This is a genomic window from Carboxylicivirga litoralis, from assembly GCF_025499605.1.
GTDB lineage: Bacteria > Bacteroidota > Bacteroidia > Bacteroidales > Marinilabiliaceae > Carboxylicivirga > Carboxylicivirga litoralis.
The window spans coordinates 425,817-441,804 of sequence record NZ_JAFMVC010000001.1; the positions used below are offsets into that span (position 1 = coordinate 425,817).

Below are 15,988 nucleotides of genomic sequence, written 5' to 3' on the forward strand. Positions count from 1 at the left end.
ACCCTCCTGACATTAAGTATCATAAAGATTAATTTATTTTTCCTCCTGTTTTTGGTAGGGTACGCGCTCAAGAAATCGGTAGATGAATAAACAAGTATAACTTAAAACTCACTACCATGACGAAAAAAATTTATACCACAACACTTGCCCTGTTTCTGATTTCACTATTAGCACTTTCGAATAATCCGGTTATAAATAGGCCAATCAATCAGCACGTGCTAATAAGTAAAGGTATTACATCAGGCGAATTAACCCGGGCTGAAGCTATTCAACTTAAAAAGCAACAGGTGCGTATCAATCGCACTAAAAAAGCAGCTCGCGCCGATGGTGTTATCACCAGGAAAGAACGTGCTATTATTCTACACAAACAGAATAAAGCCAGTGCCAATATCTATCGTAAAAAGCATAATAACCTCAACCGATAATCATTAAAAATATGATGCTTCAATTAGCGATACTGTCGCTAGTCCTCAGTGCATTTATCCTTATTCAATTATGGAAATGGGGAATGAACGACAAAAACAAACCGAAATACAAGAAACCATCCAAAGAAGTTTTTTCGTTTCAAAATGGAACCTTCAATTACGAAGAACAAGAACTATAGCTGTTCGTAAAGCGCCTAATGCTTCTTTCATGGCAGAATGCCATAACTGAAAACATTCAACAACCAATTTTAACACCCCTTTGCAAAACAAATCATAACGCAGCACAAAAAGTGTTAACCCTCATTTTTCTGGCATGCTTTTTATTGTTTATCGACCAAACATTAAAAACGAAAAACGATGAAAACAGTATTCAGTATTTTAATAGCCGTAGGGCTTATGGCAAGCACAACTGCTAACGCCAGAGAAAGAGGAGTTATCAAGATTAATAAATATCACAATTCCGATTTATCAATTATCTCCATCATAAATTGTGGCGATGCGTCCAATCATCTTCAGGTGATTAATAACAATACTGGAGAATCAGTATACTATGAATCGCTTAACACGAAACAAACCTATCAAAAAGTATTCGACCCTAATCAACTCGATAATGGAGACTATACGGTATTGTTAAAAGGAAATGATTACGAAATTCAGAAAGACTTCAATGTTCAATATGGCCGATTAAAAGATTCAGATGTGGTGAAGGATATCTATACTGACACCAGACAAATGAAGTTTTATATCGACCCCAATAATGAAACACTGACGATGGGTTTTATTAATGCTGACCAAAACGACATGGAATTTCAATTAGTTCATCTTGACAGGAACAAATTGGTTGAAAACATGAAAGTTGGCAACAAAATCGGGTATTCAAACAAATATGAATTATCAGGCTTGAGAAGTGGCCAATACCGAGCTACATTAATAGCCGGCAACACACATTACCATTACGACTTTACACTTTAAACAACAATCGTCATCAATGATGATTAACACATAAGCAAACCGGGCCATGAAGGTCCGGTTTATTTTTGCCAACAAGTGAAATAACACTATAAAGAGCTTATTAACCTGAGTTCGATTTAAATTTTAAAACTCAGTTTGAAATAAAGAGCTGATTTACAATGAATAATTTTAGAGGAATAGTGAACTATTGCGATAAAATTTGAAGCAGTAAATCAGGTATTTATTCAAAGCTTATTAAGTCCACTATACGAACAGCAATCTTCTTCGTGTAATCGACTCAAAATAGCCCGCTATTCTTTCGTCAATATACACTTGAACCTTACCATTCGTAAGCGTTCTGAGTTCAAAATTTTACGTCGAACTCAGGTTATTACATTTTTTTAACGTTTATAGCTATTCCAGCAATAAACTATCATCCATGTGTCTTGTTTACTTTTTGGCAGTTAAAACGTTTCCAGCGATTTAGACAGACCTTTTAATTTACTGTTAATTTGTCTATTTTTGCGCCGTTTTAACAGATGATTATAAAGCAAATACACAAAAAGATTTAAATATTATCACATGAGCAAGAAAACGATTTTGATAATCCTTGATGGATGGGGATACGGAGACCACTCGAAATCAGATGGTATCTTCACAGGTGAAACGCCATATTTCGATAGTTTGGTTAAAAATTACCCCAACTCTCAACTACAAGCCTCTGGCGAAAATGTTGGTTTGCCCGACGGACAGATGGGAAACAGTGAAGTAGGTCACCTAAACATTGGTGCCGGACGTGTTGTTTACCAGGATTTGGTAAAAATTAACCGCGCCTGCGCCGACGGTTCCATTGCTCAGAATCCTGAAGTTGTTAAAGCGTATACCTACGCCAAAGAAAACAACAAACAGATTCACTTCTTAGGATTATTATCAAAAGGTGGTGTACACTCAAGTCAGCAGCACCTGTACAAATTATTAGATATTGCCAAAGAATACGGTATTGAGGAGCGTGCTTTTGTTCATGCATTTATGGACGGACGTGACACAGACCCTAAAAGTGGTAAAGGCTTTATGACCGAACTGCTTCAGCACATGGAAAAATCAGGTGGTCAGGTAGCATCAATGATTGGTCGTTACTACGCCATGGACCGTGATAAGCGCTGGGAACGTGTTAAGGAAGCTTACAACCTGATGGTGAATGGAACTGGTAAAGCAACAAGCGATATTCTTTCAGCAATTGATGAATCATATGCCGAAGGTGTAACCGATGAATTTATCAAAGCAGTGAGTCATGTTGATGCGAACGGTAAGCAGGTAGGAACCATCAGCGAAGGCGATGTGGTTGTATTCTTCAACTTCCGTAACGACCGTGCCCGTGAAATTACACAGGTATTAACGCAGCAAGACATGCCGGAAGAAGGTATGAAAACCATTCCTTTGCACTATTGCACCATGACACCTTATGATGCTACTTTTGAAGGTATGCACATTTTATTCGACAAAGATAATGTGTCGAACACCATTGGTGAGGTGGTTGCCAACGCAGGTAAAAAGCAGTTGCGTATAGCTGAAACAGAGAAATACGCTCACGTAACTTTCTTCTTCTCGGGCGGCCGCGAGGCTGTGTACGAAGGCGAAGACCGCATTTTGGTCAACTCTCCAAAAGTGGCTACATACGACCTTCAGCCTGAAATGAGCGCACACGAGGTAAAAGAAAAGATTGTTGCTGAGTTAAATCAGAACAAATATGATTTCATCGCCTTGAATTATGCCAATGGCGACATGGTAGGTCACACTGGCGAGTACGAGGCGATTATGAAAGCTGTGAAAGCTGTTGATGAGTGCCTGGAAGCTACGGTTGAAGCTGCTAAAGCGAATGGTTATGAGGCCATCATCATTGCTGACCATGGTAATGCCGATAACGCTATCAATGCAGATGGTTCACCAAACACAGCTCACTCGTTAAACCCAGTACCTTTTATTTGGGTAACGGAGCGTCAGGGTGATATTAAAAATGGTATCCTGGCCGATGTAGCACCATCCATCCTTCGCTTAATGAACATTGAGCAACCGGAAGAAATGACTGGCGAAGCCTTGATTGAATTGAAGTAATTCTAATCAATAAAATATAAAAAGTGGCTGTTCCTGATATTGGGAACAGCCACTTTTGTTTTTACAATTTTGAGTGCCAGGATTTCTGTCTACTGTTCACTCGTATTACAGTTGAACAAATGACCAATTCAACAGTTTTTCAGTTCACCAAACAAAACCTCGCCAATATCGTTTCATACAAAATTGAATTGATGAACCAGCACAAACGAAAAGAACTGCAAGCAGTCAAAGTAATCAGCAATGACCTTTTAACGGATGATGTTCATTACATATCTGTTGAGAAACCATTTGACTTTAAAGCCGGCCAAGTCGTTGCCATCGCCATGCATGCCGATGATGAGCCTCGCCTCTACTCCATTGCATCGGGCATCAATAAACAACACTTGAGCATTCTTTTTGATGTAAAACCCGATGGAGAGTTAACTCCGCCTTTGTCGCTTGTTCAACCCAATGACACCGTTTATATTTCGGAGCCATTTGGCAAGTTTCTGTGTCTGGAGCAACCGGCTACCTGGATTGCCACAGGAACGGGCATCGCGCCTTTTATTTCACTGGTTGAATCAGCTCGGGCTGAAAACATCCATTTATTACATGGCGCACGAACCTTGGATAAGTTTTTCTTCCAGGATTACCTGGAGGCGCAACTGGGCCATAATTACCTACGCTTTTGCACGACCGAATCCAATGAAAAAACCATTGCAGGTCGACTTACCAGCTATCTGGAAAACACTGAGAACCTTCCAACCGATAATAAATACTATCTTTGCGGCAGTTCGCAGATGGTAATTGATGTGAGGGAAATACTGATTGCCAGAGGCATCGCTTTTGATAATATTATTGCAGAAATATACTTTTAAAAATGAGCAAAGAGGCATTATACGGAAAAACACTGAGTGAGTTAAAGACATGTGTGAAGGATTTGGGTTTGCCCGCATTTACCTCCAAACAAATTGCCGACTGGTTGTACAAAAAACATGTGACAACCATCGACGATATGACCAACTTGTCGAAAAAAGCAAGAACGGAACTCAACGATAAGTACGAGGTGGGCTTAATGCCGCCGCAATCTTTTCAGGAATCAGTTGACGGCACCAAAAAGTACCTTTATCAAACCAGCAACAACCAGTTTATTGAAGCCGCCTATTTACCAGAGGACAACCGCAATACCTTGTGTATCTCGTCGCAGGTAGGCTGTAAAATGGGCTGTTTATTTTGTATGACAGCGCGACAGGGCTTTCAAAAGAACCTGACAAGCAACGAAATACTCAACCAGATTGCCAGTTTACCCGAACGCGACACGCTGACCAATGTCGTCTACATGGGTATGGGCGAACCAATGGACAATATTGAGAATGTACTTAAAAGTCTGGAAATCATCACAGCTGAATGGGGTTATGCCTGGAGTCCGCGTCGCATTAATGTATCAACCATTGGCGTAGTGCCGGCCATGCGCCGCTTTATCGAAGAATCGGAAGCACACCTGGCCATTAGCTTACACTCTCCATTTAATGACGAGCGCAAACAGTTGATGCCCATTGAAAACGTGTACACTGCCGAGAAAGTCATTGAAGCCTTGCGCGATTATGATTTTGGTCGTCAGCGCCGTATCTCGTTCGAATACATCATGTTTAAAGGCGTTAATGATTCGCCACAACACGTAAAAGGATTACTGCAGTTACTCAATGGCATCAAATGCCGCGTCAACCTGATTCATTTTCATCCAATCCCGAATTCACCATTGGAAGGAAGCGATTACAAAACAATGGAATTTTTCCGCGATAAGTTATCTCAGAAAGGCATCACCACAACCATTCGGAAATCAAGGGGCGAAGACATCTACGCCGCATGTGGCTTATTGTCAACAAAAAAACTCATCAAAGAGAATAACGAAAAAGATTATTAAACCATTCTATATTCTTTCCTCCTTACTACAGCTTCCTATTGACATTTAGTTTTAAGCTTCTTAGTTTTATCAATAATTGATATTATTAACAATTAAATCCAGGCTAAATGTTAAAACTTATTTTGAATGGAACAGTAGGTAAAGATGCTGAAGTTAAAACCGTAGGTGAGCGAAAAGTCATCAATTTTGATGTAGCTGTATCCATGGACTACAAAAATGCACAAGGCGAAAAAGTTGAACGTACCGAATGGGTAAGAGCTGCCATGTGGCGAAGTGAGAGACAAAGCACTAAAGTTGCCGAGTTTTTGAAAAAAGGACAAAAAGTACTGCTTGAAGGCGTCCCTGGCAGCGAGGGCTATCAGAGCAAAGACGGAACAGTGAAGTCGACCATACACGTCAATGTTAAAGAATTGGAGTTACTAAATTAACAACATGAATAAGCAAAGGCTGCACCATTAAAAAAATTGCAGCCTTTGTTCAAAGACCAGTTTTCGATTTAAACACCATCGCTCTTCAATAATTCTTGCTATTTTTGAATAACAAATACAAGCATCATGAAGACACTTCCGATTATTATACTTCTAACAACCCTATTCGTAGCAGCCTGTGGCCCTAATAAACAAGAATTAGCCAAAGAAAGATTTAACCGGGCAGAACAATTATTTAATCAGAAAAAGTTTAACGATGCTAAATTAGAGATTGACTCCATCGAAGACCTCTATCCCAATCAAATTGAATATGTAACTCGTGGCAATGATTTATTGCGCAAAATAACCATTGAAGAACAAAGACAAAACTTAGTGTTTTTAGACAGCATGCTACAAGTTAAGCAAGCTGAATTAAAGCCTTTAATGAAGAATTTTACCGAATCATCAGATTACGGAACTAAAAAAATTCTCATTCACAAACGTCAAAAGCCCGAAAACTCATATGGCAGAACCTACCTGAGAGCTCACCTCGACCTGGAAGGCAACTTCTACATCTCAAGCCGCTACACAGGTACCGAAAGAATCTACCACGACCAGATAAAGGTATACTTTAGCGGGAATAGTGTTTTAAGCGAAGAAATAGCCGAAGATGGGTTTAACAACCGTCACTTTGAAGATGGTGAAAACCAATGGGAAGTGGTTAGTTATAAAGATGGCACCGACAACGGGGTGGTTGATTTTATTGCCAACAATGCTGATAAATCATTAAAAGTACAATTCCGTGGTAAAAAATACTTTTACATTGTGATGGAAAAATTTGATAAAGAAGCCATTCGCGATGGCTACGAAATATCATTTGTTTTAAAAGAAATTAAGCGAATCGAAGAAGAAATAGATAAAGTAAAGGCTGAATTGGGCCGCCTAAATGCCTAACAGAATTGCAATATTTCAAAAGCTGTTACAAATATTTGTAGCAGCTTTTTCGTTTTAATACAGTTATAATTCCTTAATTCACAGGCGTTACTTTCTATAAAGCCCTATTCTCACAACTTTCATAATCAATTTTAGCCCTTTCATCAAAAAAGTGAGCCACAAGGCATAATCCTTAATAACTTTAGCTAATTAGTTTTTACCAAAACTACTTTGATTATGCAAACCCAAAACCCAATTAACAAGTTGTTAAAAATAACTTGTATAGCTTTTTTCGCGATAATATTGCCCCAAATTACTATTGGGCAAGAAATTACTATTTCTGGCACTAATGGAACAGAGGGTTCAACGGCTGGACAATTCACGTTCAAACCGGCAACTCCTTTCACTAGTAATGGAGATATAACCATCACCTTCACAACAGGTTCTGGTTTTGCAAGTGAAACAGATGACTTTACTGTATCAAGCAAAACCATACCTTATACAACGAATGACACAGAAGTCTCTCTTGACATTAACATAGTAGACGACAGCGTAGTAGAAGGAACGGAAACAATTGAGATTTCTGTAACAACTACTGGAACTGCTACTTTCACTAGCAGTATTAATCCTACTATCGACATCCTCGATAATGATGTGGCCGGCTTCAGCCTATCAACTTCCACACTTGACATTGCTGAAAATGAAAACAAAACCTTTAACGTTGTCCTTTCTAAGGAGCCGGAAAGCGATGTTATCATTGATTTAATAGAAGATACTAATCACAGTGATATTATTACCCTCGACAAAACAAGTCTGACATTTATTCCAGGTGAATGGAATGTTTCGCAAACTGTAACAGTTAGTATTGAAGACGATAATAACCTGGTGGATGAAACAACTTTTATCACAGCTTCAGTCAACTCCGGAAGCAATAGCCACTTTACCAGTCTATCTGACAAAACCATCACGATCAATGTAAGTGACGATGATACGGCTCCTGTTTTCACCTCATCACCAGGCACCTCTCCTATTGACATTAACGAAGATGCTTTTTACTCTTACGATATTGTTGTAAGCGATGCTGATGGTGACATACCTACTATTACACTCGTAGAACCAGCCAGCTCATCATGGTTAAGCATTACCCCCACTGGTGATGGCACTGCTACATTAAGCGGTACACCTTTACAAGCCGATGTAACCAATGGCACCCCGCTTACCGTAATACTTCGTGCTACAGACGACTTAACTAGTACCGATCAAACCTTCACGCTGAATATCATCAACGTAAATGACTTACCAGAAATAACATCCACAGATGAAGAAGCAGCTACACAGGGCACATTATACGAGTATACAATTACCGCCACTGACGAAGATGGCGACAACATACAGTTTTCGTTAAGTAATACGCCAAGCTGGCTGGCCCTATCCGACAATACAAGTACCAGCACAAAGCTTTCAGGAACTCCTGGAAATGACGAAGTTGGCGATAACAATGTAACGCTTGTGGTAAGCGACGGTAATGCCAGCTTTAATCACACGTTTACCATTACGGTGGCCAACATTAACGATGCTCCAACATTTACCTCAACAGCTGTCACTGCAGTTGATGAGGATATTGCTTATAGCTATGACATTGTTGTCAACGACATTGATGTGGGAGACAACTTAACCATAACGGCCCCTACCAAACCCGCCTGGCTTACATTTAGCGATGGCACCGATGGTACAGCCTCTTTAACAGGGACACCAAGCAATTCGGAAGTAGGCGACCATTCGGTAGTCCTCAATGCCAATGATGGAACAGTTGATGTTCAACAGTCGTTCACTATTACGGTCAGTAACATCAACGATGCACCAACCTTTGTTAATGCACCAACGGATACACATACTAACGAAGATGCTGAATACAGTCAATTACTTGAAACCAATGACATTGACAATGGAGATGTTGTAACCCTGGAGGCAACTACCATACCTGGCTGGTTAAATTTAACTGACAACGGCAACACAACCTACACACTTACAGGAACACCTTTACAAAGCGATGTTGGCGTTCATGCTATCTCAATTAAAGCAACTGATGGCGATGCCGAAACATTTTTAAATTATAACATCACAGTTGTTAATGTTGATGACTCCCCAATTATTACCAGTAGTACCTTCTCTACAGCAGAAAATACTGCAATTACAATTGAATTAAGTAGTTTCGCCTCGGATGAAGATGGTAATTTAGATCCTTCATCATTGGTTATCACGTCAGGCCCATCCAATGGTTCAACATCGATCAACTCAACAAGTGGTGATATAACTTACACACCAAACACATCCTTTTCAGGAAGCGATAATTTTAATGTACAGATACAGGATACTGACAGCAGATACAGCAACACAGGAACGATCACTATTAACGTTTCTAGCGAAGCTCCAAGTGCCGTCGATGATTCGTATACTATTAACGAAGATACTCCAAGCGTATTTGATGTATTAGCCAACGACACCGATCCGCAAGATAACATCAATGCTGGCTCATTAACCATTGTTGATGCGCCACAACACGGAACAGTAATATTCAATAGCGACAACAACAACTTTGAATATACACCAAACACCAATTACAATGGTTCCGACAGCTTTACCTATAGTGTTTGTGATGTTACAAGCTATTGCGATCAGGGAAGTGTTTCGATTACCATTACAGCGGTTAATGACGCTCCTACCTATAGTTCTAGTCCTACAACAGAAGTTAGTCAGGATGCGACTTATACCTATAATATCGCCGTGTCAGACATTGAAACCGCGACCTTGAGCATAGGTTATTCAGGCACTCTACCCACCTGGTTAAGCCTTACCGACAACGGCGATAACACAGCCGTTCTGACAGGCACACCCACCAACGACAACATTGGTTCATTCCTAATCACACTCACAGCAAGTGATGGGGACTTAACAACACCTCAAGAATTCACAATCAATGTTACCAATGTTAACGATGCTCCGGCATTCACTTCATCAGCTACATCCGAGACCAATGAAGATGAAGCTTATAGTTTCACCATAACAGCCACCGACATTGATGCAGATGATGTATTAACTTTCGGCAGTTTAGAAACATTACCAACCTGGCTGACACTTGTAAATAATAATGATAAAACAGCTACATTAAGTGGTAATCCGGGCAATGACGAAGTAGGTACTTATAACATTACTTTGACAGTAAACGATGGTACAATAACTGTGGAGCAAGCTTTTACACTGACAGTTCTCAATGTCAATGATGCGCCCGTATTTACTTCAGGAGCAATAACTACAGCAACACAGAATATTACTTACGAATATTCAATTGTAGCAACTGATGTTGATGTTAATGACAACCTGTCGTTTACCATGCCTGTTGGCCCGACTTGGCTAACACTCACTGACCTAGGTGATAAAACAGCTAATTTATCAGGCACACCTGGTGCTGCCGATATTGGCAATCACAATGTCACTATTCGCGTTAATGACGGAACTGTTGATGTCGACCAGTCATTCGTCATTTCAGTTGAAAATGTGAACGATGCACCAACGTTTACATCAACACCAGAAGAAACATGGAACGAAGACGCTCTTTACAACTATAATATCACCACAAACGATGCTGATGGCGATAATGTAAGCATCTCGGCAACCGTTATCCCAACCTGGCTATCACTGACTGACAATGGAGATGGAACAGCTTTGTTAACCGGTACACCTGGTCAGAATGAAGTTGGCACCGCTCACAACGTTAGTCTGACGGTAACAGACACTAACAACAGTAGTAACGAGCAAAACTTCTCTATCACCGTCAATAATGTGAATGATGCTCCGGTTGTAAGCAACAAAAACTATGCAACACAAGAAAACGTAGCCACCACCATTTTATTTGGCGATTTTGCTACTGATGAGGATGGCAATATCGACGTTAACAGCTTGTCAGTTACACGGGCAGCCGAATATGGCTCCACCTCTATTGAAGCAGGAACAGGCAATATTACCTACACACCCAATACGGGCTTCTCGGGAGTTGATTACTTCGAAATACAGGTAAGCGATAACGATGGAGCCAACAGTAATATCGGACGCATCGATATAACTGTTTCTAACGAAGCTCCTAATGCCGTTAATGATGATTATACTATTGATGAAGATTCGCCAACTGATTTTAGCATTTTGGATAACGATACCGATCCACAAAACAACATTAACAATGAATCGTTAGTTATTTTAACAGCTCCACAGAATGGTACCGCAATAATTAACAGCGATGCTTCAATAAAGTATACACCCAATAGCAATTACAACGGTTCTGATAGTTTTACCTATCGTATTTGCGATGATTCAGACTATTGTGACGAAGCCACCGTTAACATCTCTATCACATCAGTAAATGATGCCCCAATAGTGAATGATAACGAATACGAAATAAACGAAGATGAACGGACCGTATTTGAAGTATTAAACAACGATAGCGATATCGACAATGAAATTGATGCAAATACTATCCAGATTGTAACAAATGCAGCTAATGGTGTAACAACGGTTAGTTCAGGCACCATTACCTATACCCCGAATAGTAATTATAATGGCTCCGACAGCTTTGAGTATTCTGTGGCCGATTCGGATGGTGCAAGAAATCAGGCAACTGTTACTATTACAGTTAACCCGGTTAATGATGCACCTGATGTGCTGGATGACAGTTATTCCATTGATGAAGATCAGGAAAGTACTTTCGATATCTTAGCTAACGACTCTGATATTGAAAATTCAATAGTTGAATCATCTATTGAGATAAGAACTCAGCCAAGCAATGGTCAGGTAACCATTAACGCCAATAATGTTAGCTACGCACCCAATGCCGACTATAACGGAAACGACAGTTTCAGGTATTCAGTAGCCGATGAAGATGGTCTGCGAAGCGAGGCAAGCGTGCAAATTACCATAAATGCAGTAAACGATGCGCCACGTTTAAATAATGACACCTACTCAACAAATGAGGATGAAAGCATCAGGATGGCAGTGCTAGAAAACGATGAAGATATTGACAACGACATTGAAGTATCTTCACTAAACATAGCAAGCTGGCCATCAAATGGTTCCCTATCTATCGATAATGGCGAAATTATCTATGTTCCGAATGATAACTTCAACGGAAGTGAAGAGATCGCTTATACTGTTGCCGACGAATCGGGCAGCGTTAGTAATACTGCTTCAGTTAATATCACCATTATTCCTGTAAACGACCTGCCAATCGCCAATGACGATGAAGCAACCACACCTGATAACACAAGTATAAAAATTGATGTTGTAGCCAATGATACTGATGCCGATAATGACCTCAACTTATCATCAATCGTGATCACCAAACAACCAGACCATGGCGAAGCAATTCCTGAAGATGGTACAGGTTTAGTCAATTATATTCCAGACTTAAACTATTATGGTAGTGACAATTTCCAATACCGCATCTGTGATAGCAAAGGCGAATGTGCAACAGCCACAGTTCGCTTAACCGTGACAACAGGTAATGTTAAACCTAATGCCAACCCCGATTATAAGGTGGTAGATGAGGATGCCTCTACTTATTTTAATCCTTTGGAAAATGATAATGATCCAAACCACAACCTCGATTTTAAGAGCCTGACAATTGTTGAAGGTGCACGTTTTGGCACCTATCAACACACTTCGGGTAGTACACGTATTGACTACTCGCCAAATGCTAATTACTTTGGTAACGATACAATTGTGTATAGTGTTTCAGACTTGGGTAATCCGCCATTAACGGATCAAGACACTATCTTTATTACCGTTAATCCGGTAAACGATGCACCTGTTGCTGTTGATTATCAATTCAATGTCGTTGAAGGCACACCAGCAATGGTTAACCTGGCTGAATTAGGCAGCGATATTGAAATGGAAGCCTTAAGCATTTCCATTTCACCTGATTCTCCAACTGTGCCAGGAATAATTAAAATCCTTAATCAAACAACCCTTGAATTCACAGCCAACATTGGTACACTTTGTTCAACATTTGAAATTAAATACCTACTAAGTGATATACAGGGAGGCCAAGCTGAAGCAACCGTTTACATCAATGTTGTTCCGCTTGATTCTGATTTTGACAACATTCCGGATGCCATTGAAAACTCGGATGGCAGCAGTCGTGATACTGATAACGATGGTCTACCCGATTATATGGATGATGATTCTGATGACGATGGCATTTCAGACTTAATTGAAGGTGGAATCGTTAACATGTGTAACGATTCGCCTGTTGACACCGACGGCGATGGCACCTCTGATTACCTGGATGAAGATTCAGATAATGATGGACACACCGATAAAGCAGAAACAGATGCTGATTGTGACAATGATGACACGCCTAATTACATTGATTCATTCGACGACTGTGCCGACCGGGCAACAATAGATATCCCTGAAACTTTTACGCCAAATGGCGATGGCATCAACGATTACTTTATCATTAAAGGAGCCACATCTGATGACTTAAAAGACAACGAATTGTTTGTGTTTAACCGTTGGGGTGGCCAAGTTTTCCACATGGTGAATTACGACAATACCTGGGATGGCAAATCTAATTCAGGCACATTAGGAAGCGAAATACTGTCGGAAGGAACCTACTTTTATGTATTCAAAGCCAAAAATGGCACGTTGATTAAAGGAACAGTATATATTAAGCGATAAAAAACCAACTATGAATTTGACAACTCAACAACACTTATCGCTTAAACCTGGCGATTTTGTAAAACTTCTCATCTGCTGTGCTCTTTTGGTGACCTCGTTGCCACAAACAATTCAAGCACAGCAAGACCCTTTGTACACACAGTACATGTTCAACACTTTGGCTTACAACCCTGGCTATGCCGGCACACGCGAAGTATTGAGCCTAATGGCTTTATCACGCCATCAATGGGTGGGTTTTGATGGAGCGCCTTCAACCCAAACATTAACAGCTCATTCATCGGTTGGCAAAAATGTGGGTTTAGGATTTACATTAATGCATGACCGACTGGATCCAACAAGGCAAACAGGTGTCTATTTTGATTACGCCTATCGTTTAAAAATCACCGAAAAGAGCAAACTATCATTAGGAATTAAAGGTGGTTTCAATTTCTATCAAAATAACTTTACGAGTCTTAGTACAGGTAATGTTGCAGATGATCCATCATTAAGCGGTTCGGATTACAATAAATTCCTCCCCAACTTCGGTTTTGGACTGTTTTATTACTCCGACAAGTTTTATTTTGGTGCATCCATACCAAAACTACTTGAAAATAAATTGGATAATGGCGACATTGAAGTCTTGGGAGAGAGCGGAAAAGAAACCCGTCATTACTTTTTTACCGGTGGATATGTTTTTGACCTTAACGAAAATGTGAAGTTCAAGCCTAGTATTTTAGCTCGTTTTACACAAGCAGCACCGATGTCAATGGATATCAACCTGAACTTCCTATTTAAAGAAAAACTATGGCTGGGAGGTTTCTATCGCATTGAAAGCTCATTCGGGGCAATCGTACAATATCAATTTAACCAACAGTTTAAAGTTGGTTATGGTTACGACATGACAACCAACGAATTGAGCAGTTACAACAACGGCACACACGAAATAATGTTACTATATGAGTTCAATTTCACAAAAGAAAAAGTTCAGCATCCAAGACATTTTTAGCATGAGAACCTGGCTAATTGTTTTAGCATTTAGCTTCTCACAAATAGCTTTTTCTCAGTCGAAAGATCTGGAAAAAGCCGATGAGCTCTTTAATAGTTTCAACTACTCTAAGGCCATTAAAGCCTATGAGAAGTTAATTAAAGAGGGGCAACACACCTACTATTGCTATACTAAAATTGCAACGGCTTACTCAAAGCTAAACAACTACGAAGAAGCTGCTGTTTGGTATAAAAAGTGTACTGAGCACCCCGATCTTAATTCGGAAATATACCTGGCACTTGCACAGGAACTATTGAAAGCTGGCAAGCAACAAGAGGCTTCGATTTATTTCCATAAGTATTACCAGCAAAACAACTTGCCACATCAGCTCGCAACCCAATCCTTTATCGAATATTACAATGAACTGATGAGGGATTCGAGTCGATACAAAATTATTCCGTTAGCCATCAATACACAATTTGATGAGTTTGGACCAACCTTGTATCGAAGCGAGATGGTTTTTACGTCCAATCGACCTATTAAGAGTCTATCAAAACGAAGTGATGTTCAAACCGGGCAATCGTTCTTTAATTTATATTCGTTAGATAAAACGAGTACAGAAGCTAAGTTTTTCAGCAAAGAACTTCAAACTAAATATAATGATGGGCCCATCTGTTTTTCTAGCGATGCAAAAACAGCTTACTTAACACGTAACACCAATTTTGACACAAAAGAGGTCAATACCTTAGATATTTTTGTGGCTCAAAAAGAAGGCGACAACTGGTTGAAAGAAGTAAAACGACTGCCCATACGAAAAGGTGCCTATACGGTTGCACATGCCTTTATCACCAAAGACAATAAATACATCTATTTCTCATCAGATATGCCGGGTGGATTTGGAGGTATGGATCTATACGTGTGCGAGCTAAAAAACGGATTCCTGAGCCAACCAAGGAACTTAGGTCAATTTGTTAATACAGCGGGTAACGAAATATTCCCCTTTATTGATTCAAACGGAACACTCTATTTTTCTTCAGATATGCATCCTGGCTTAGGTGGTTATGATTTATTTTTCTCGACGCTTGTCAATGGCAACTACACTTTGCCTTTTAACCTGGGTTATCCGGTCAATACAACGGCGGATGACTTTAGCCTTGTTTTGGATAAAAGTAATGCCTTCGGTTTCTTTGCTTCAAACCGCGATGGTGGTGCCGGAGGTGACGATATTTACGCCATTCAGTTTGTCAATCCATTGGCTTATTGCATTATTGAGGCCAATATATACAGTGAAGAAGATTCAAACTTATTGTCCAATGCATTTGTTAATATTACCGATGTTGAAACCGGCAAAATCATGACCGTTAAATCTAACCGATCGGGTAAGTTTAATTGTTATTTGAAAAAAGATAAAAAATATACTTTTGAGGTTAAACGCAAGTTCTACTCTGACTTTAAAGGAGTTCTGACACCTGAACAATTGCAACAATATGATGTATTAAAATTAAATATCGGACTTAAGGAAAAGTAGGCTTTTTATCGCTCGCGTTTTATTATTTTTGCGGCA

Annotated in this window: 11 protein-coding genes; all 11 read left to right on the forward strand. The window is 39.9% G+C overall.

Going from position 1 to position 15,988, the window contains the following annotated elements; all coding sequences use genetic code 11:
* Nucleotides 1-116 precede the first annotated feature (116 nt).
* Nucleotides 117-425 carry a hypothetical protein gene (locus tag J1N10_RS01705; protein WP_262324942.1) on the forward strand — a complete coding sequence of 103 codons (309 nt, stop codon included), beginning with the start codon at nucleotides 117-119 and terminating at the stop codon, nucleotides 423-425.
* A gap of 11 nt (nucleotides 426-436) precedes the next feature.
* The gene (locus J1N10_RS01710) at nucleotides 437-604 is read left to right on the forward strand and encodes a hypothetical protein (RefSeq protein WP_262324943.1); all 168 of its coding nucleotides are present in this window, start codon (nucleotides 437-439) and stop codon (nucleotides 602-604) included.
* A gap of 178 nt (nucleotides 605-782) precedes the next feature.
* Nucleotides 783-1,397 (forward strand): hypothetical protein, encoded by a 615-nt coding sequence (locus J1N10_RS01715; RefSeq protein WP_262324944.1) that lies wholly within the window; start codon nucleotides 783-785, stop codon nucleotides 1,395-1,397.
* A gap of 561 nt (nucleotides 1,398-1,958) precedes the next feature.
* The gene (gene gpmI, locus J1N10_RS01720; RefSeq protein ID WP_262324945.1) at nucleotides 1,959-3,488 is read left to right on the forward strand and encodes a 2,3-bisphosphoglycerate-independent phosphoglycerate mutase; all 1,530 of its coding nucleotides are present in this window, start codon (nucleotides 1,959-1,961) and stop codon (nucleotides 3,486-3,488) included.
* A 119-nt stretch (nucleotides 3,489-3,607) separates the two neighbouring features.
* Nucleotides 3,608-4,345, forward strand: coding sequence for a ferredoxin--NADP reductase (locus J1N10_RS01725; RefSeq protein WP_262324946.1), 738 nt, complete (start codon nucleotides 3,608-3,610; stop codon nucleotides 4,343-4,345).
* 2 nt (nucleotides 4,346-4,347) lie between these two features.
* Nucleotides 4,348-5,391, forward strand: coding sequence for a 23S rRNA (adenine(2503)-C(2))-methyltransferase RlmN (gene rlmN, locus J1N10_RS01730; protein ID WP_262324947.1), 1,044 nt, complete (start codon nucleotides 4,348-4,350; stop codon nucleotides 5,389-5,391).
* A gap of 107 nt (nucleotides 5,392-5,498) precedes the next feature.
* Nucleotides 5,499-5,819, forward strand: a complete 321-nt coding sequence (locus J1N10_RS01735; RefSeq protein WP_262324948.1) for a single-stranded DNA-binding protein — start codon at nucleotides 5,499-5,501, stop codon at nucleotides 5,817-5,819.
* 126 nt (nucleotides 5,820-5,945) lie between these two features.
* A complete protein-coding gene (locus tag J1N10_RS01740; protein WP_262324949.1) occupies nucleotides 5,946-6,752 on the forward strand; it encodes an outer membrane protein assembly factor BamD in 807 nt (268 codons plus the stop codon).
* A gap of 216 nt (nucleotides 6,753-6,968) precedes the next feature.
* Nucleotides 6,969-13,460, forward strand: coding sequence for a tandem-95 repeat protein (locus J1N10_RS01745; protein ID WP_262324950.1), 6,492 nt, complete (start codon nucleotides 6,969-6,971; stop codon nucleotides 13,458-13,460).
* A 10-nt stretch (nucleotides 13,461-13,470) separates the two neighbouring features.
* On the forward strand, nucleotides 13,471-14,445 hold the full coding sequence (locus tag J1N10_RS01750; protein ID WP_262324951.1) for a PorP/SprF family type IX secretion system membrane protein: 975 nt from the start codon (nucleotides 13,471-13,473) through the stop codon (nucleotides 14,443-14,445).
* 1 nt (nucleotide 14,446) lies between these two features.
* Entirely contained in the window at nucleotides 14,447-15,952 is a 1,506-nt protein-coding gene (locus J1N10_RS01755; RefSeq protein WP_262324952.1) for a hypothetical protein, read from the forward strand.
* Nucleotides 15,953-15,988: the final 36 nt, after the last annotated feature.